The following is a 13,388-nucleotide window of genomic DNA, read 5'->3' as shown; positions in this document are numbered from 1 at the left end:
TAATAAAAAGGAGCTTAAAATGTCAGATAAAAAAGAAAAAAACATTAAAGTATTAGACGATTATCTAAAAGCATACGAAGTAGAACAAAAAGCAAAAAAGATTTTAGATAATACAAAAGTGGCGGCTATAAAGTATTTAGAAAAAAATACTGAAGGCAAATTATCTTATAAAAAGAAAAATATAACTTTAGTAAAAACGAATAAATATGAATATCCGACTTTGGCAGAAGAACAAAAAAAACTTGATACTCTAAAAAAAGATTTAGACAATAAACAAAAAATTGCAGTCTTGGACGGAACGGCAAAAGTAAAAGAAGTTTCGACTTATATAAAATTAAGCGAAGCGAAAGAAGAAAATAAAAAGGCGTAAAAAAATAATGCAGTTAATTCATGGCGATTCTCATGTTGAATTAGAAAAAATAAAATCGGAGTCTATCGATGCAATAATTATAGACCCGCCTTATCGCTATTTAAAACATAGATTAGATAAATCTTTTGACAGAGAAAAAATTTTTAATGAACTTAATCGCGTCTTAAAAAATAATTCTTTCATTTGCATTTTTGGTAGAGGAATATCACTATATAAAGACGCTATTTATTTAAATGATTTAGGTTTTAAATTTTGCGAAGAAATTATTTGGGATAAAAATAATTCTCCGAGCGCTTTTTCTGGAATTCAACGAGCGCATGAATTATGTCTTATATTTTCAAAAGGAATAAAAACATTAAATAAAATTAGACAAGAGTTTATAACTTATATAAGCGAAAACGGACCGCTCTATGTTTTACGAGAATGTCAATCAAGATTACTTGGCGCTATAAAAAAAAAAAATAAGTGAGATAGAAAAATATTTAAAAGAAGGTATAGATACTTACGATAAAATATCTAGAAAAGGATTTGGGATAACACATCCGATAGCGTATAGAAGCGGACATGGTTTGGTTGGTTATATTAAAAGAATAAATGAAGGCGTAAGATTAAGAACTATATTAAGAGTAGAGATTGAAAAAAATCGCTATAAAGTGCCGACTCAAAAACCTGTCGAACTTTTAAAAAGATTAATTTTACTCACTACAAAAGAGGGCGATTTAATTCTTGATTGTTTTATGGGAAGTGCGAGTTGCGGAAAAGCGGCGCTTGATTTGAATCGAGATTTTATCGGAATAGAGATTGACGATGAATACTTTAATATCGCTAAAGAAAATATAGAAGAAAAACAAAAAGAATTAAAAGAAAAATTAAACTTGAAAGATTGAAATAAAATTAAATTAATGTATTATTAAAGAAACGATTGACTTTACTAAACAGACTTAATCGAATATAGAGAAGAGGCTTTATATTCGATTAAGATTTTAATTGAAATTGTTGACTTGATTTTTTATTTCTTTGTTTTTTATTTATTAAATAAAATCCTTGCAAAAGCGGTTTTGGTTATTTCCAACTCCGCTTTTGTTTTTTCAAAAAATGAGTTTTTGCAAAAATTTTTTCTTGAAAGTGCCAAAAAATTGTATAAAATGTAGTATTTCAAATACATTTTATACAAAAAAATACAAAAAAATACAAAAAATGCTAAAAAAATACTTGACAAATGCCGAAAATTATATTATAATATAGATAGATAGTTAAGAGTAATTGAGACTATAAATTAAAAAAACAAAGAGGTAATTAAAAATGACAAGATTAACATTAAGAGAAATAATCGAAGAAAGATTAAATGACGACACTATAGTTATAGTTAGAGAATGTGAATTTTTTGGAAAAGAAATTTACTTTAATTATGACGCTAAAAAAGTGTCAGCTGTAAAAACTTTATCAAGAAGAGAATATTGTCCTGCTGAAAAAAAATGGAGAAGTAAGTCGGGCGTATCTGAAATAAAAGAAAAGTTGCAAGATTATAAATTAGATTTTTTATTTTTCTTTGACAAAATCGAGGATGCATCAAAATATATGATAGAAGACGATTTTTATATGCATCATCAAGATATTAATTTTGTTTTAACTACATCAATAAAAGAAGACGAAAAAGACTATTTTATAGAAAAGTTCTTAAAACCTCACGGCTTAACGATAGACGAAACTAAAAAGGTTGCCTTTGAAGATTATTCCATAGAGAAAGAATATATTTGCTTAAAATTAGCTTAAAGAAAAAAAATTAAAAAATAGGAGATAGACGATGACTAATAAAACAATTAATTTTTTTGTAGTAAAAAAAAGCGAATTAAATAAAGAGGATATTTCTAATGCAAAAGAAATAAGCGAAGATAGATTTAAAGAACAGTTCATGGACAAACACGGCATATTTTATGATAGAGAAGCTGACGAATTCTATGAAGTAGATTTATTTATAAAAACCGAAAGCGGAACGATAAAAGAGATAAAAACCGAAAGCGACATGCGAGAATATGTAGACGCTGATTTTCCGAAATTGCTAACAAGAGACGATATAGGAATTCACTATTATTTTAATGGTTATGAATATGCAGACGGACATATCTATATCGGAGACTCGATTTATCAAAATGTTGTTGACGGTTTAAAAATTACTACAACAGAGCAAGGCGATACATACGATGAATATCTAAAAGATACATTTGAAGGTAAAACTGAAGAATATGCAAAAGAGCATTTAGATGAAGCGATAGAGGAATTTGTATTCCTTGAATATTAAATAAAAATAAAGAGAGGTATAAAAATGTTTAAAACAAGAGAAGAATATCTAAAAAGCGATTTGGCAAAAAAAGATTTTTTTGGCAACAAGGATTTGACTTTTGAGGAATTTAAGCAAATCAAAAGTATAATGTTTTGCGGCGAGTGCGGACGGCTACTCGAAAAAGACGAAAAGCTATATATCACTGAAGAGCGAGAAGGTTCTTATATCTGTAAAAATTGCGTAGATAAAAAGAATAAGAAAATTGTTAATTCGAGCGATGCATATCCGCATAAGAGTGAAAAAGATTTATATAACTCTTATTTGAGATTTACTTGCAAAATACAAGAAGCAGAATAAGAAAAATCCAGAGTAGATTATATAAAAAATATAGTCTACTCTATTTAAAAATCGGAGGAATAAAAAATGAGAACATATAAAGAAAACGGATGCGACTGCCAAAATTGTTATTATCAAGCTTTTGAGAATAATAATTTTCAAAGACCGATTTGCTATAAAGAACATGAAATTTATAGCAATGGGTCCGCTCATGATTTTTCATGGGAAAATAGCAGGGTTTGGAGAATGAATAGAAACGAAGATTACAGTCTTACAATAGCTGACGATTGCGAAGATTATATTCATTATTTAGACGGGCAATTAAGAAAAATTTATTTAGGAGAGTGAAATATGGCAATAGATATAAGAAAAATAGACGATGAAACTTTATATAATACAAAAGAAGTTTGCGAATTTATCGGGATAAAAGGCACGCGTTATTTAGTTCCGTTGCGAAAAAAACATGGAATTAAATATATTCAAAATGGAAAGTTCACTTATTATAAAGGTTCTGAAGTAAAGAAATTAATTAAAAAAAGATTGGGAGAATAAAAATGTTAGATTTATTAGGAAAGATTTTAATTATGTCAATTTTCTTTGGCGGAATTATATATATTATTTATTATACTGTTCGATGGTTTTGCACGGATTGGTGTCCCGAAGCAGATTTTTACAGACGCGAAGCAGATAGATTAAGAAAAATGAAAGAAGAAAACGAAGAAGAGTATAACAATTATATAAATGAACACGATGATTATTATAGAAGAATATTAGGTATTTCTAGTAACGAGACAGTTGGAATACAAGAGCGGTATCAACTACATGAACCGCTTTTTACTTTTGAATACGAAACGGTTGAGATAGAAGGAAATCCAATAACGACTAACACAATTATATCTAAAAATTGGGATGGGCTATACGAGAAAAAACTATTACTTGAAGCTGATATAAGTTATGATTTTTATCGAAGAATAATTTTAAAAGAGTTAGAAGAATTTAGTCGTTTAAGAGGTGCGCTTTCTTATTATGATATTCTATATTATACTAAATATTTAAAAAATAAGAGGAATTATGAATAAAGATAATGTAGTTAAAGGACGGATTTTTACTATATACGCAACCGTCAGCGACTTAAAATCAATATCTAAAAAAGACAGAGTTTTTAACATAGATAAAAACGAACAAAAATTTAACATTACTATAAAAGGACGAGTATTTACAAGATAAAGATAACCTTATATTTGAAAAAAAAATTTTTTTGTTATAATTTCGGTAAAAATAATCGGGAAAGGGTGTTGCGGTAATAACTGTTTCCGAAACACTTTTAAAAAATCGGAATTTTCAAAAAAAATATGGATAAATTAATTGTAAAAAAACAGAATAAGCAGGCAGTTATAACAGAAGAGCAGGCTTTAATGTTGATGCAAAAAGCTAATGTTCTTAATATGCTTGATTATTATAAACAAGAGCAATTAGTTAAGTCTATAAATTACGAAGAAGAAAAAGAAACTTTTTTAAAACAATGCAAAAGTTCTCAAACAAAACAAAAATATAGACAAGCGATAAATATTTTAGAGAAATACTGCGAAGAAAAAAACTTAAATATTTTATTTTTCAAAGCGAAAGAGTCGGACGATTTTATTATGCATATAAAAACGAGCAAACTTTCTAATTTAAGTATTCGTTTAATAGTGTCAGCATGTTCGTCTTTTTTTACTTTTTTGCATCGCAGACATCCGATAGCGATTGAAAATTTTTTTATCGGAACAAAAATGCGTCCTCCAGCTCGAAACAAGAAAAAAATCGAAGTTCCGAGCAAAAAAGAAATTGAAAAAATCATTGAAAATATATCCGACAAAGCTATAAAAAGCGCGGTTGTATTTATATGCGAGTGCGGAGTTCGAGTCGGAGCGTTGCCAAATCTCGAAATACGAAAGAAAAAATATTATTCGTTCTCGAAAGGAAAAGAGATAAGCGGAAAAGTGAGCGATAAAACTATTAATTATTTAAAAAAAAACAAATTAGATTTGAAACAGCCTTTTAAAAATAAATCTTCGGAAGTGATACGAAATATATTTTATAGAAGCTCGAAACGACTATATAATCGCGGTTGTATCAAAGCAAAATATTCGATTCACGATGTGAGACATTATTTTGCAATTACTCTTTATAAAAAAACGAAAGATATCGAGCTTATAAGACAAGCGCTTAATCACTCGAACATTGCGATAACGGGATTATATTTAAGAAGTTTAGAATTGCAGGAGTAGATATGTATAAATTGGATATAGATGCGAAAAGATTAAAATTCGGTTTTGAGGATGTAGTTAAAGCATGCGAAATAGCGAGTAAAAATACTTTAAATACTGTCGCTTTTTTAAGTAGAAAAAACGCTATTGCAAATATCAATCGAAACTTTACGATAAGAAATAATTTCACTCAAAGACAGATACAAGTAGAACGAGTGAAAGATAATGTTCCGCTCGGGCTGATGTGGTCTAGTGTGGGCGCTACGGAAAAAGCAGACTACATGCGACTTCAAGAAGAAGGCGGAACGAAAGAAGGAAAAAACGGAAATATTTTGATGGCGCAGACGGCGGCAAGAGGCGGAAGCGATAAAAATCTCGTTGCAAAATCTATGTATTATAAAAAAATTAAAAAAAATATAATTAATTTTAGTCAGAGAAAAGGAAGCAGGAAAGCAAGTTTAATCGCTACAGCTTATGCTGCTTATAAAAATAATAAGTTTATAAGATATAAAGAAAATATTTATCAAGTAACAGGTTTCACAAAAGCGGGAAATAAAGCGTCTTTCACTAAAAAACATATTTATAATGTATCGCAAAAAACAGCGCATATAGACGAAAATAAATGGCTCGAACCTGCAATTCAAAAACCCGTTGCGGATTTTCAAAATATTTTTAATTCAAATATAAATAAAATGTTGAGAAGCAAACACACGATTTAAAATAACGCTAAAATATTTTTTATATTTTCAATCGCATTCAGACTGCCGAACTCGTCAATATTTTTTGTAGTATAATAAGCTATGCTATCGAAAGTATCGAAACCGTCAATACTTTTCCAAATCGCAATATCTTCTAAATTCCAACCTGCGCCGAGACAGTGTATATGTTCCACTCCCATTTTTCGCGCATAAAAAAATATTTCTTCTATATGCTGCTGTTTATGAAGCATACCGTTTGCGCTATAAATAGAATAAGCTAAAGTTTTATAATTAAGTTTTATATAAAAATCTATTTGATATTTCAACTCGTCTTTATCAATAATCATAGCTTTAGAATTTTGCAAAACAGGAGTTATATTTTCAAATAAATTATAATATCTCCAAATCTCAATATTTTTCATGCTCAAATCTGGACGCTTGAAAACATCAGGCGCTATACATAAAAGTCTATTATACTGTTTAGAATAAGTCGAATAATATTTTGAAAGCTCGAAAAAATATTGTTTATTCATTTTCTTTTTCTGCATTGAAAGTCCGAAAGCGCCACTATCGAGTATAACAAGTCTATTATTTTCAAAATGAGGAATAACGGGAAAAGCGAATAATCTATTTATATTTTTAATCTTTTTAATTTCTTTTTCAAATCTTCGGCAATGCGGGAATACATATTCTTTATTCATAATGTATCTCGCCTTTTTCTATATAAAAAGATTTTTCAAAATCTAATATCTCAAGCTGTTTAATTATCTCATTTATATAAGTGTCTATTTGAAAATAATCTATATAAGATTTTAATCTTTTAAATTTTCTTAAAACTTCTTTTTTATTTTCTTCTTGATATAAGTTTATTGTTTCACACAAAGCGCCTCTTTCGTTATTTATTTTTAACATATTCCATGCTCTTCCGTATTGATAATTGCCAATATAAACATTTTTTTTAGATTTGAAATATTTAAATCTAATCATTTCAAAATCGCATGAAAAAGGTTTTAAAGAATGTATAGTGCATAAACCCGTTTTTGTATCTAATAAATCGCAGTATATTTTATTTTTATCGCTTGAGTAAAAAGTAAATATCTCTTTATTTTCAAATATTCTTTTCGTTAATTTTATTTTTGGTTTTTGCTCGTTTGGTAAAAAGTCCATCGTGTATTTTAAACAACATGCACCGCACTTTTCTTTGCAAACGATTTTTCTAAAAATAGTCGGACTTATTATTATTTTCTCGAGCGGTTGATAAACTTTATTTTTATATTTTATTTCATTTTTTATCAAAGGAATAATATAACATTCAAATATTTTTCTTAAACTATCAGTCATAAATCAAAATCGCATCTTCGAGTTCTTTTAAAATAATGATAAGGTGGACGAATTCTTTTCAAACAATTTCCATTTTCGCTCGGAATAGGACGCATAGATTTATCGAATATTATTTTTTCGCACTCTTCGATAGTCCATTTTTCTACTGTTCCATAACCGATATTGTGTTTGCTTCCAATTGCTTCTATATAATTCAGTAATTTTTCAATCTCGCTTTTTACTCCACGCGCATACCAAAAAATATTTTTTGCATATTTCACTACTAACGCGTTGCGATACGCTTTATATTTTCCGCGTGCATCTCCAATATCTTTTTTGCTTGCGCTATCGTCTAAAAAAAATTCGGCTTCGGTTAAATCTTGTCGCTTATTAAAAAACTCTATATCTTGCTTATTGTCTTTATCGCTTTCAAAAAAAGCGCGGGAGCATAAATAATAAAAATCATTTTCGGCAAAAACTTTTCGAGCGAGCGGAAGTTCAAAATCGGTAAAATCCCGAGTCGGTTTTTTATATAAATCTGGCAAATAACATTTTACAAAAGCGCTATAAAGAATACCGTCAAACATCAAGTCGAAATTATAGCTTGCAATTCTTCCGTCTTTCATTTCTTCGCACAGTCGCATAATCTAAAAATCGTTGATTATGCAAATTAATCGGCGAATTTTCAGGACGAGATTTTATAAGCGAATAAAGTATAAAAGCCGCGTCCGCTTTTTCTCTGTCGTCAGTTTCAAAATTATTAATCATTTTAACACCTCATTTTATTATATATTATTTTTTAAAAATTATAAATCTTCGCTCTTTTGCTTTTAAGCGACATTGCTTGAAATAAATCAAATATTTTATCATAATTATTTATAAAAGATTTCAATAATTTTAAATAGCGTTGCGCTTTATCTTTACTCAATAATAACCCTACTTGCGTTATTCCAAAATTTTTTGAATAACTTTCGAGGCTAATTCTAACTGAAAAATCTACATCTAAATAAGCGCTGACTTTATACTCGTTTATCTCTATAATATCTACTTTGCAATTTAATAAATCTTCGAGAGTATTTTTAATTTGATTTACTGATAGTTTCGACATATTAATCACCTCGCTTGCGGCATAAAAGATATAAAAGCTAATAAATTAAATAAATGCGCTTCGTTTTCGTAAACAAAAGATTTTATAACTTTATTATTAAGAAGTATATCTAAATAAATATTTTCAAAATCTAAATTAGTTTCGTTATAAACAAACTTCACTTTAAAAAATAAATCGTTATAAGTAAACTCTAAAAAATATTGATTATCTTCTTTATAGCTTTTACTTTTAATATTGTAAAACTCTTTTAATTCTTTAATAACTTTATCTACTCTATATGTATAAATAGATTTTTGAAAATTCTCTTTTCTTACTCTATCTCTTATTATTTTCCGTTTTTCCGCTTTCGTTATTCCAAAAATCGCTCTACTCTTGCTCATTGTTTACACCCCCCCCAAAACGCATTTCTAAACTTTATTTTTTTAATTTGTTCGGATAATTCAAAATTCTTATATTCCAAAGTCGATATTTTAATTTCTAATTCGGTAATCTGCGAGCGAAAACTATTAATAGCAATAGCGTTTTGAATAATTAATAAAATCAAAACTATAAATATAATATTAAATATTGTTTGTATTCTTTTCATTTTATCTCCTTTTTTCATTTTTATATTTATTCACTACTAATTGAATTAGAGCTGCTAATATCATTAATAAAAACAAAATTATTATTATAGTTTTTGTATAACCTCTTTTGTAGCTTTCAGTTATTAAATCGTATAATAATATCTCTAACATAATAATCACTGTTAATTTTAAATCGGCTTTTAATACAAAATATAATATGAAACATATTATTATCATTGTTATCGTTATTACTGTAATTTGCAAATCCATATTCGACTACTCCAACTTTTTATTTTTTATATCTATTAATCGTTAATTTTAAAATAATATATGCTATATAATTTTATTTTTTATAATCTATAATTTCCAAATCTGGATTATTCGCTCCTAATTCGTCAAACCATTTTTGAATTTCTTTCTCTATCATTCTGCCGTCTCCACAAAATATTTTATTATTGCAATTTTTTCTTTATCTTTCAAATCTGTTCGATTGATTATTGTTAATATATCTGCTTTTAATTTATTCATCCTTTATCTCCTTTTCCACAATCGCAATATATTTATTTTCTTCTTTGAATACTGCGACTATTCTATGATTTATATAATGTTTATTTGAAGCATGTATAAGTTCTGTTAAACTTCTGCTTTCAAAATATTGTCGTTTATATCTTTTTTTGCTACTTTCTTCGTCTCTTAATAACGCAAAAGCAGTATCGAATTGTATTATAGCTTTATTGTAGCAAGCAGAACAGATATAATGTTTCTTTAAACCTGAATCGAACATCATAACTCTATCTTCTTTAAAATCTCTTTGACAATATTTACATTTCACGATTGGTATTTCACTCATCTTCAGCTACCTCTTTTAATTCATTTCGCCAAAATTTTAAATTTGCTTCATACTCGCTTATTGACATTAAACACTTCGCTCTATTATTAAAAAATTCTGACGCATTAGGATTAAGTCGTATAGCTTCGTCAAAATCTTTTTTAGCGCTATATAACAACCTTAATTTTTCTTTATACATTTTTATATTTTTTTTTAATTTCTCTCTTGCTAAATTCGCTCATTTTATTTTACCTGCCTTCGCTTTAGATTTTTCATGTATATACACTTTCAAATCGCTTTCTTTTAAAGCATCGTTTAATATTTCGCTTCTTACGACTTCAATCGCTTCGTCTATGCTATATTCGATACCTGTAGAGTCCATAATTTCCACTTTTCTTTTTTCTTTTTTAAGCTCTAACAAAATTGATAAAGCTAATCTTCTTCTATAAAATAATCTGTCTTCGTAATATTGATTATCTTTCATTTTTTATACTCTCCAAATATGATTTATTAAAACTATAATAATTTTTTTTATTTCTTCTTTTCTTAATTAAAATATTTTTTCTTGTTAAGCAATTTAAGAAATATAATACTTGCTCGATTAATTCTTCCGTGCGTTCGATATCGTAATTTACATCAATCATACAATAATCAATTATTTTACTATCAGATTTATTAATATATTTTTCATGCGAAAATATTTCTATTAAAAACATATATAATATAGACGCTATTATAGTTCTGTTTCCTTCGCCGTCTATATCGCTATCAAACGCTTTAAAAATAAATTCTTTTTCTAAAATCTTTCGGATATTAGAAACAGTTTCTCTTAAAACCGAATCTTTAAACGCTATTCCCATTTTTCAAACCTGCCTTAAAAAATATTCTTTTAAATCTTCTTCTTGAACTAAAATAACTCTATTATTTACAGTTACTTTAATCTCGCCGAACATTTTATAATTTTCTTTATCAATCATTGCATTTTTTACTATAGCTTCGATTAAAGCATTTTGAACTTCTTTATTTTCAATTATAACATTTCCGTCTTTATCTTTTATTAACATTAGTTATCCTCCCGCAAATCTTTAACTAAATCTATAAACTCTTCGACACTTTCAGTAGTCCAGACATTTTCTATCGTAGTGTTGTCCGCTTCTTCTAAAACAATATAACCGCGACTCAAATAAGCGTTATAAGTGCAACCGCCCATTTCAAAATCTATTTTTCCGTTATTGATTATAGTTTCAAAATTAAATACTTTTCTTATAACTGTGCATAAACTGTATAAAGCAAAATTATGCACCCGAACATGTTTTTTAAAATCTCTTTTGGCTCGATTTATGCAATTAGTTTTTATTGTTTCGTCTTTCATTATCTAATTCCCTCCAATATTCTTTTGCAATTCTTTTTGCTTGATATTCGTATATCGTTATCTGTATTTTAAGTAGAAATAATTTAATCTTTTTAATCATGTTTAACCTCGCTTATTTTTGTTATCTTCTCTCGCTCTTCTCTCTGCGAAAAAATTAATTATTTTTTGCAATTCTTCACATTTTACAAAACCTTTTTTATATAGATTATAAATAAAATCTATTTCGGTTTGCATTTCTTTACTTATTAAAACTGTCATTTCAATTCTCCTTCGATTTTTTATTTTTAAATTCTTGCAATTCATGTTCTATTAAAGCGAAAAAAATTCTTATATTATCTCTCATATCTGTAAGTTCGAGTTCGTCTAATGCTTCGTTTAATACTATCGACTTTGTAAGCGCTTTTAATTTTCTTAAAGTGTCAAACCATTCAGCGCCGTCTTTTTCTAATTTTATTCTTTGTTCTGTATAGCTCATTTCAAACCTCGATTTCTTTATTTATATCTATAGTGATATAATATATTTTGTTATTTTCTTTTATCGATTTTTCTATAAAACTTAAACAATCTTTCAATGTTTCAATTTCGGTTGTGCGAATTACTGTCAATTCGTTTTGTAATTCTTCTATTGTCGCCATTTTTATTCTCCTTGCTCGTTCGGATGATTAAACTCTATTTTTATAAATTGAGTATCTTTACGATTAACGATTGAATTATTTATAAAATAATAACAGCTTTTTAGCGTATCGCATTCTTTTTCTTTAAGAGTATCAGTAAATCTAATTAGAACAGTAAAATTATTTCTCACTTCCATTCTCGCTCTATTCAATTTTTCTTGTAATGACTGTCTTTTATCAAGCAATTTATCAGTTTCTTTGCATTTTTTTGATATTACTTGCGATAATTTATTTACTTCATTTTCCAATTTTTTAATCTTTTCTTTTAATTCTTTTTGTCTTTCTTTGTTTTTAGTCATGTTTACATCTCCTTAATTTTGAATACTGCTATTTTTAATCATAATATCTACAGCTTCTTGAACGCTTACTTGCTTATCAGTATTCATGTCTATTATTGCAAAATCTTCTCTATCTTTATTTTCTTCTAAAAAGTCGACAATGTTTTTATCGCTATGCGTTGAAAATCCTTCCTCAAAATTTTCGTCAAACTTTTTAATTATTTCGTCTCTCAAATATATAGACTTTCTCTCTTGTGTGTTTCTTATGTATCCGACAATGCTTTTTTTAAATAGTCGCTCTATATTTTTGTCGATAGTTTCTTTATCGCTATAAAAATTTGAATAAAAATAATCTAAATCGAGTTCGGAATATAAATCGAAACAATACTGCATGCATAAATGAAATATTATCATTTCGCATACATCGTTTAATTTATATTTTTTTACTATTTCGTTTACCCAATTTAGCATTTCTTCTCGTTGCTCGCTCGTCAAATCGAAGAAACTTCTTAAATATTTAATCATATTACAGCTCCGTATTTTTTATTGTCGATTTTTATATAATCTATTTCAAAACCGAACTCTATCGCTTTTTTGAACATAGCTATCGTAACATGTTCTAGTTTTAATCTACCTTTCTTGTCGCTAAAAATAATCTCGCAGTTTAGATATTTCTTTTTATACTTGCTTGTGTCAAATACTGCATTAATGTTTTTTGTTGTTTTACCTTTCATTTCTTACCTCTCTTTTTATTTAAAATTTTATCGACTATATAAATATAAGTGTCTAATTTATGACAATCTTTATAAATCGCTCTATTATTAAATACTACATGCAAATCGTCCGCTTCGGATTTTTGAAGTTTTACAAGTTTAATTTTTATCTCGATAGCGTCTTTATATTTCGATTCTATAATTCTTAAAGCATCGTAAACTTTCTTAAAATTAGAGTCTACTTGCTTAAAGAAAATAGAAGCATGTATAATTTTCACTTTGCTATTTTTAAAATATTCCGCTTCTTCGTAAATCTCGCCGTCTATAATTTTTGTATCCGTTATCATTTTCCATGCCATTTTTAAAATACTCCCTCGCTTTCATGTTTTTCATGTCTATAGATTTTTTATTAATCATATTCCAAGTTTCTTTATCCCAGCTTTTTTCTATCAGCTTTTTAATTTCTCTTTTCTCTTTAACATATTCTTTCGCTATATAACCGACACAGTTAAATCTTATTTTACAATTTTCGCAGTTGCTCTTTTTTATCTTTCGTTCAAATACTACATAACCAAATTTATAATAAAACATTTT

General features: G+C 27.5%; 34 protein-coding genes. 12 read left to right on the top strand and 22 right to left on the bottom strand.

Annotation, left to right across the window (positions count from 1 at the left end):
- Nucleotides 1-19: 19 nt before the first annotated feature.
- The 12 genes from ACR0QS_RS01160 to ACR0QS_RS01105 all read left to right on the top strand — a co-directional run bounded on the left by ACR0QS_RS01160 (nucleotide 20) and on the right by ACR0QS_RS01105 (nucleotide 5,955).
- Nucleotides 20-370, top strand: a complete 351-nt coding sequence (locus ACR0QS_RS01160; protein ID WP_432631611.1) for a hypothetical protein — start codon at nucleotides 20-22, stop codon at nucleotides 368-370.
- A 7-nt stretch (nucleotides 371-377) separates the two neighbouring features.
- Nucleotides 378-839, top strand: a complete 462-nt coding sequence (locus ACR0QS_RS01155; RefSeq protein WP_432631610.1) for a DNA methyltransferase — start codon at nucleotides 378-380, stop codon at nucleotides 837-839.
- Nucleotides 832-1,257, top strand: a complete 426-nt coding sequence (locus ACR0QS_RS01150; protein ID WP_432631614.1) for a DNA methyltransferase — start codon at nucleotides 832-834, stop codon at nucleotides 1,255-1,257. The genes ACR0QS_RS01155 and ACR0QS_RS01150 overlap by 8 nt, the downstream gene beginning before the upstream one ends.
- Before the next feature lie 415 nt (nucleotides 1,258-1,672).
- Nucleotides 1,673-2,143 (top strand): hypothetical protein, encoded by a 471-nt coding sequence (locus ACR0QS_RS01145; RefSeq protein ID WP_432631609.1) that lies wholly within the window; start codon nucleotides 1,673-1,675, stop codon nucleotides 2,141-2,143.
- Between the two features lie 31 nt (nucleotides 2,144-2,174).
- Nucleotides 2,175-2,669 carry a hypothetical protein gene (locus ACR0QS_RS01140; protein WP_432631608.1) on the top strand — a complete coding sequence of 165 codons (495 nt, stop codon included), beginning with the start codon at nucleotides 2,175-2,177 and terminating at the stop codon, nucleotides 2,667-2,669.
- Between the two features lie 24 nt (nucleotides 2,670-2,693).
- Nucleotides 2,694-3,008 carry a hypothetical protein gene (locus tag ACR0QS_RS01135; RefSeq protein ID WP_432631607.1) on the top strand — a complete coding sequence of 105 codons (315 nt, stop codon included), beginning with the start codon at nucleotides 2,694-2,696 and terminating at the stop codon, nucleotides 3,006-3,008.
- Nucleotides 3,009-3,074: 66 nt separating this feature from the next.
- Nucleotides 3,075-3,335, top strand: coding sequence for a hypothetical protein (locus ACR0QS_RS01130; RefSeq protein WP_432631606.1), 261 nt, complete (start codon nucleotides 3,075-3,077; stop codon nucleotides 3,333-3,335).
- 3 nt (nucleotides 3,336-3,338) lie between these two features.
- Nucleotides 3,339-3,539, top strand: coding sequence for a hypothetical protein (locus ACR0QS_RS01125; RefSeq protein WP_432631605.1), 201 nt, complete (start codon nucleotides 3,339-3,341; stop codon nucleotides 3,537-3,539).
- 32 nt (nucleotides 3,540-3,571) lie between these two features.
- Nucleotides 3,572-4,066, top strand: coding sequence for a hypothetical protein (locus tag ACR0QS_RS01120; RefSeq protein WP_432631604.1), 495 nt, complete (start codon nucleotides 3,572-3,574; stop codon nucleotides 4,064-4,066).
- Nucleotides 4,059-4,214 (top strand): hypothetical protein, encoded by a 156-nt coding sequence (locus tag ACR0QS_RS01115; RefSeq protein WP_432631603.1) that lies wholly within the window; start codon nucleotides 4,059-4,061, stop codon nucleotides 4,212-4,214. The genes ACR0QS_RS01120 and ACR0QS_RS01115 overlap by 8 nt, the downstream gene beginning before the upstream one ends.
- A 110-nt stretch (nucleotides 4,215-4,324) precedes the next feature.
- Nucleotides 4,325-5,257: a tyrosine-type recombinase/integrase gene (locus tag ACR0QS_RS01110; protein ID WP_432631613.1), complete on the top strand. Its 933-nt coding sequence runs from the start codon at nucleotides 4,325-4,327 to the stop codon at nucleotides 5,255-5,257.
- Between the two features lie 2 nt (nucleotides 5,258-5,259).
- Nucleotides 5,260-5,955, top strand: coding sequence for a hypothetical protein (locus ACR0QS_RS01105; RefSeq protein WP_432631602.1), 696 nt, complete (start codon nucleotides 5,260-5,262; stop codon nucleotides 5,953-5,955).
- Here the strand turns inward: ACR0QS_RS01105 and ACR0QS_RS01100 are convergent.
- The 22 genes from ACR0QS_RS01100 to ACR0QS_RS00995 form a co-directional block, all read right to left on the bottom strand.
- A complete protein-coding gene (locus ACR0QS_RS01100) occupies nucleotides 5,952-6,635 on the bottom strand; it encodes a hypothetical protein (protein ID WP_432631601.1) in 684 nt (227 codons plus the stop codon). The two genes, ACR0QS_RS01105 and ACR0QS_RS01100, sit on opposite strands and share 4 nt — an antisense overlap.
- Nucleotides 6,628-7,275: a YkgJ family cysteine cluster protein gene (locus ACR0QS_RS01095; protein WP_432631600.1), complete on the bottom strand. Its 648-nt coding sequence runs from the start codon at nucleotides 7,273-7,275 to the stop codon at nucleotides 6,628-6,630. The genes ACR0QS_RS01100 and ACR0QS_RS01095 overlap by 8 nt, the downstream gene beginning before the upstream one ends.
- Nucleotides 7,272-7,898 (bottom strand): hypothetical protein, encoded by a 627-nt coding sequence (locus tag ACR0QS_RS01090; RefSeq protein ID WP_432631599.1) that lies wholly within the window; start codon nucleotides 7,896-7,898, stop codon nucleotides 7,272-7,274. The genes ACR0QS_RS01095 and ACR0QS_RS01090 overlap by 4 nt, the downstream gene beginning before the upstream one ends.
- Nucleotides 7,852-8,022 carry a hypothetical protein gene (locus ACR0QS_RS01085; RefSeq protein WP_432631598.1) on the bottom strand — a complete coding sequence of 57 codons (171 nt, stop codon included), beginning with the start codon at nucleotides 8,020-8,022 and terminating at the stop codon, nucleotides 7,852-7,854. The genes ACR0QS_RS01090 and ACR0QS_RS01085 overlap by 47 nt, the downstream gene beginning before the upstream one ends.
- A gap of 31 nt (nucleotides 8,023-8,053) precedes the next feature.
- Nucleotides 8,054-8,362, bottom strand: coding sequence for a hypothetical protein (locus ACR0QS_RS01080; RefSeq protein ID WP_432631597.1), 309 nt, complete (start codon nucleotides 8,360-8,362; stop codon nucleotides 8,054-8,056).
- Between the two features lie 5 nt (nucleotides 8,363-8,367).
- Nucleotides 8,368-8,742, bottom strand: a complete 375-nt coding sequence (locus tag ACR0QS_RS01075) for a hypothetical protein (RefSeq protein ID WP_432631596.1) — start codon at nucleotides 8,740-8,742, stop codon at nucleotides 8,368-8,370.
- Complete coding sequence (locus ACR0QS_RS01070; protein WP_432631595.1) at nucleotides 8,739-8,948, bottom strand: hypothetical protein; 210 nt, start codon at nucleotides 8,946-8,948, stop codon at nucleotides 8,739-8,741. The genes ACR0QS_RS01075 and ACR0QS_RS01070 overlap by 4 nt, the downstream gene beginning before the upstream one ends.
- A 500-nt stretch (nucleotides 8,949-9,448) precedes the next feature.
- Nucleotides 9,449-9,778 (bottom strand): hypothetical protein, encoded by a 330-nt coding sequence (locus tag ACR0QS_RS01065; RefSeq protein WP_432631594.1) that lies wholly within the window; start codon nucleotides 9,776-9,778, stop codon nucleotides 9,449-9,451.
- Nucleotides 9,771-9,956, bottom strand: coding sequence for a hypothetical protein (locus ACR0QS_RS01060; protein WP_432631593.1), 186 nt, complete (start codon nucleotides 9,954-9,956; stop codon nucleotides 9,771-9,773). The genes ACR0QS_RS01065 and ACR0QS_RS01060 overlap by 8 nt, the downstream gene beginning before the upstream one ends.
- 39 nt (nucleotides 9,957-9,995) lie before the next feature.
- Nucleotides 9,996-10,241 carry a hypothetical protein gene (locus ACR0QS_RS01055; RefSeq protein WP_432631592.1) on the bottom strand — a complete coding sequence of 82 codons (246 nt, stop codon included), beginning with the start codon at nucleotides 10,239-10,241 and terminating at the stop codon, nucleotides 9,996-9,998.
- Nucleotides 10,231-10,617 carry a hypothetical protein gene (locus ACR0QS_RS01050; RefSeq protein WP_432631591.1) on the bottom strand — a complete coding sequence of 129 codons (387 nt, stop codon included), beginning with the start codon at nucleotides 10,615-10,617 and terminating at the stop codon, nucleotides 10,231-10,233. Before ACR0QS_RS01050 ends, ACR0QS_RS01055 begins: the two co-directional genes overlap by 11 nt.
- Before the next feature lie 3 nt (nucleotides 10,618-10,620).
- Nucleotides 10,621-10,821, bottom strand: coding sequence for a hypothetical protein (locus ACR0QS_RS01045; RefSeq protein ID WP_432631590.1), 201 nt, complete (start codon nucleotides 10,819-10,821; stop codon nucleotides 10,621-10,623).
- Nucleotides 10,821-11,129, bottom strand: a complete 309-nt coding sequence (locus ACR0QS_RS01040) for a hypothetical protein (protein WP_432631589.1) — start codon at nucleotides 11,127-11,129, stop codon at nucleotides 10,821-10,823. Before ACR0QS_RS01040 ends, ACR0QS_RS01045 begins: the two co-directional genes overlap by 1 nt.
- Nucleotides 11,104-11,229, bottom strand: coding sequence for a hypothetical protein (locus ACR0QS_RS01035; protein ID WP_432631588.1), 126 nt, complete (start codon nucleotides 11,227-11,229; stop codon nucleotides 11,104-11,106). The genes ACR0QS_RS01040 and ACR0QS_RS01035 overlap by 26 nt, the downstream gene beginning before the upstream one ends.
- A gap of 2 nt (nucleotides 11,230-11,231) precedes the next feature.
- Nucleotides 11,232-11,387: a hypothetical protein gene (locus ACR0QS_RS01030; protein ID WP_432631587.1), complete on the bottom strand. Its 156-nt coding sequence runs from the start codon at nucleotides 11,385-11,387 to the stop codon at nucleotides 11,232-11,234.
- Nucleotide 11,388: 1 nt separating this feature from the next.
- Nucleotides 11,389-11,604: a hypothetical protein gene (locus ACR0QS_RS01025; protein ID WP_432631586.1), complete on the bottom strand. Its 216-nt coding sequence runs from the start codon at nucleotides 11,602-11,604 to the stop codon at nucleotides 11,389-11,391.
- Between the two features lies 1 nt (nucleotide 11,605).
- A complete protein-coding gene (locus ACR0QS_RS01020) occupies nucleotides 11,606-11,764 on the bottom strand; it encodes a hypothetical protein (RefSeq protein WP_432631585.1) in 159 nt (52 codons plus the stop codon).
- A 2-nt stretch (nucleotides 11,765-11,766) separates the two neighbouring features.
- Nucleotides 11,767-12,102, bottom strand: a complete 336-nt coding sequence (locus tag ACR0QS_RS01015) for a hypothetical protein (RefSeq protein ID WP_432631584.1) — start codon at nucleotides 12,100-12,102, stop codon at nucleotides 11,767-11,769.
- Between the two features lie 12 nt (nucleotides 12,103-12,114).
- Nucleotides 12,115-12,606 carry a hypothetical protein gene (locus ACR0QS_RS01010; RefSeq protein WP_432631583.1) on the bottom strand — a complete coding sequence of 164 codons (492 nt, stop codon included), beginning with the start codon at nucleotides 12,604-12,606 and terminating at the stop codon, nucleotides 12,115-12,117.
- Nucleotides 12,603-12,815 (bottom strand): hypothetical protein, encoded by a 213-nt coding sequence (locus ACR0QS_RS01005; protein WP_432631582.1) that lies wholly within the window; start codon nucleotides 12,813-12,815, stop codon nucleotides 12,603-12,605. Before ACR0QS_RS01005 ends, ACR0QS_RS01010 begins: the two co-directional genes overlap by 4 nt.
- A complete protein-coding gene (locus tag ACR0QS_RS01000; RefSeq protein WP_432631581.1) occupies nucleotides 12,812-13,153 on the bottom strand; it encodes a hypothetical protein in 342 nt (113 codons plus the stop codon). Before ACR0QS_RS01000 ends, ACR0QS_RS01005 begins: the two co-directional genes overlap by 4 nt.
- Nucleotides 13,083-13,385 carry a hypothetical protein gene (locus tag ACR0QS_RS00995; RefSeq protein WP_432631580.1) on the bottom strand — a complete coding sequence of 101 codons (303 nt, stop codon included), beginning with the start codon at nucleotides 13,383-13,385 and terminating at the stop codon, nucleotides 13,083-13,085. The genes ACR0QS_RS01000 and ACR0QS_RS00995 overlap by 71 nt, the downstream gene beginning before the upstream one ends.
- Nucleotides 13,386-13,388 lie beyond the last annotated feature (3 nt).

The organism is Brachyspira sp., assembly GCF_050873525.1.
Lineage (GTDB): Bacteria > Spirochaetota > Brachyspiria > Brachyspirales > Brachyspiraceae > Brachyspira.
This window is presented reverse-complemented; position numbering and strand designations above follow the sequence as displayed.

Excerpts from the sequence above, each read along its gene's own strand:
- ACR0QS_RS01160 (WP_432631611.1), top strand. The coding sequence starts at position 20 with ATGTCAGATAAAAAAGAAAAAAACATTAAAGTATTAGACGATTATCTA.
- ACR0QS_RS01155 (WP_432631610.1), top strand. The coding sequence starts at position 378 with ATGCAGTTAATTCATGGCGATTCTCATGTTGAATTAGAAAAAATAAAA.
- ACR0QS_RS01145 (WP_432631609.1), top strand. The coding sequence starts at position 1,673 with ATGACAAGATTAACATTAAGAGAAATAATCGAAGAAAGATTAAATGAC.
- ACR0QS_RS01140 (WP_432631608.1), top strand. The coding sequence starts at position 2,175 with ATGACTAATAAAACAATTAATTTTTTTGTAGTAAAAAAAAGCGAATTA.
- ACR0QS_RS01135 (WP_432631607.1), top strand. The coding sequence starts at position 2,694 with ATGTTTAAAACAAGAGAAGAATATCTAAAAAGCGATTTGGCAAAAAAA.
- ACR0QS_RS01130 (WP_432631606.1), top strand. The coding sequence starts at position 3,075 with ATGAGAACATATAAAGAAAACGGATGCGACTGCCAAAATTGTTATTAT.
- ACR0QS_RS01125 (WP_432631605.1), top strand. The coding sequence starts at position 3,339 with ATGGCAATAGATATAAGAAAAATAGACGATGAAACTTTATATAATACA.
- ACR0QS_RS01120 (WP_432631604.1), top strand. The coding sequence starts at position 3,572 with ATGTCAATTTTCTTTGGCGGAATTATATATATTATTTATTATACTGTT.
- ACR0QS_RS01115 (WP_432631603.1), top strand. The coding sequence starts at position 4,059 with ATGAATAAAGATAATGTAGTTAAAGGACGGATTTTTACTATATACGCA.
- ACR0QS_RS01105 (WP_432631602.1), top strand. The coding sequence starts at position 5,260 with ATGTATAAATTGGATATAGATGCGAAAAGATTAAAATTCGGTTTTGAG.
- ACR0QS_RS01100 (WP_432631601.1), bottom strand. The coding sequence starts at position 6,635 with ATGAATAAAGAATATGTATTCCCGCATTGCCGAAGATTTGAAAAAGAA.
- ACR0QS_RS01095 (WP_432631600.1), bottom strand. The coding sequence starts at position 7,275 with ATGACTGATAGTTTAAGAAAAATATTTGAATGTTATATTATTCCTTTG.
- ACR0QS_RS01090 (WP_432631599.1), bottom strand. The coding sequence starts at position 7,898 with ATGCGACTGTGCGAAGAAATGAAAGACGGAAGAATTGCAAGCTATAAT.
- ACR0QS_RS01085 (WP_432631598.1), bottom strand. The coding sequence starts at position 8,022 with ATGATTAATAATTTTGAAACTGACGACAGAGAAAAAGCGGACGCGGCT.
- ACR0QS_RS01080 (WP_432631597.1), bottom strand. The coding sequence starts at position 8,362 with ATGTCGAAACTATCAGTAAATCAAATTAAAAATACTCTCGAAGATTTA.
- ACR0QS_RS01075 (WP_432631596.1), bottom strand. The coding sequence starts at position 8,742 with ATGAGCAAGAGTAGAGCGATTTTTGGAATAACGAAAGCGGAAAAACGG.
- ACR0QS_RS01070 (WP_432631595.1), bottom strand. The coding sequence starts at position 8,948 with ATGAAAAGAATACAAACAATATTTAATATTATATTTATAGTTTTGATT.
- ACR0QS_RS01065 (WP_432631594.1), bottom strand. The coding sequence starts at position 9,778 with ATGAGTGAAATACCAATCGTGAAATGTAAATATTGTCAAAGAGATTTT.
- ACR0QS_RS01060 (WP_432631593.1), bottom strand. The coding sequence starts at position 9,956 with ATGTATAAAGAAAAATTAAGGTTGTTATATAGCGCTAAAAAAGATTTT.
- ACR0QS_RS01055 (WP_432631592.1), bottom strand. The coding sequence starts at position 10,241 with ATGAAAGATAATCAATATTACGAAGACAGATTATTTTATAGAAGAAGA.
- ACR0QS_RS01050 (WP_432631591.1), bottom strand. The coding sequence starts at position 10,617 with ATGGGAATAGCGTTTAAAGATTCGGTTTTAAGAGAAACTGTTTCTAAT.
- ACR0QS_RS01045 (WP_432631590.1), bottom strand. The coding sequence starts at position 10,821 with ATGTTAATAAAAGATAAAGACGGAAATGTTATAATTGAAAATAAAGAA.
- ACR0QS_RS01040 (WP_432631589.1), bottom strand. The coding sequence starts at position 11,129 with ATGAAAGACGAAACAATAAAAACTAATTGCATAAATCGAGCCAAAAGA.
- ACR0QS_RS01035 (WP_432631588.1), bottom strand. The coding sequence starts at position 11,229 with ATGATTAAAAAGATTAAATTATTTCTACTTAAAATACAGATAACGATA.
- ACR0QS_RS01030 (WP_432631587.1), bottom strand. The coding sequence starts at position 11,387 with ATGACAGTTTTAATAAGTAAAGAAATGCAAACCGAAATAGATTTTATT.
- ACR0QS_RS01025 (WP_432631586.1), bottom strand. The coding sequence starts at position 11,604 with ATGAGCTATACAGAACAAAGAATAAAATTAGAAAAAGACGGCGCTGAA.
- ACR0QS_RS01020 (WP_432631585.1), bottom strand. The coding sequence starts at position 11,764 with ATGGCGACAATAGAAGAATTACAAAACGAATTGACAGTAATTCGCACA.
- ACR0QS_RS01015 (WP_432631584.1), bottom strand. The coding sequence starts at position 12,102 with ATGACTAAAAACAAAGAAAGACAAAAAGAATTAAAAGAAAAGATTAAA.
- ACR0QS_RS01010 (WP_432631583.1), bottom strand. The coding sequence starts at position 12,606 with ATGATTAAATATTTAAGAAGTTTCTTCGATTTGACGAGCGAGCAACGA.
- ACR0QS_RS01005 (WP_432631582.1), bottom strand. The coding sequence starts at position 12,815 with ATGAAAGGTAAAACAACAAAAAACATTAATGCAGTATTTGACACAAGC.
- ACR0QS_RS01000 (WP_432631581.1), bottom strand. The coding sequence starts at position 13,153 with ATGGCATGGAAAATGATAACGGATACAAAAATTATAGACGGCGAGATT.
- ACR0QS_RS00995 (WP_432631580.1), bottom strand. The coding sequence starts at position 13,385 with ATGTTTTATTATAAATTTGGTTATGTAGTATTTGAACGAAAGATAAAA.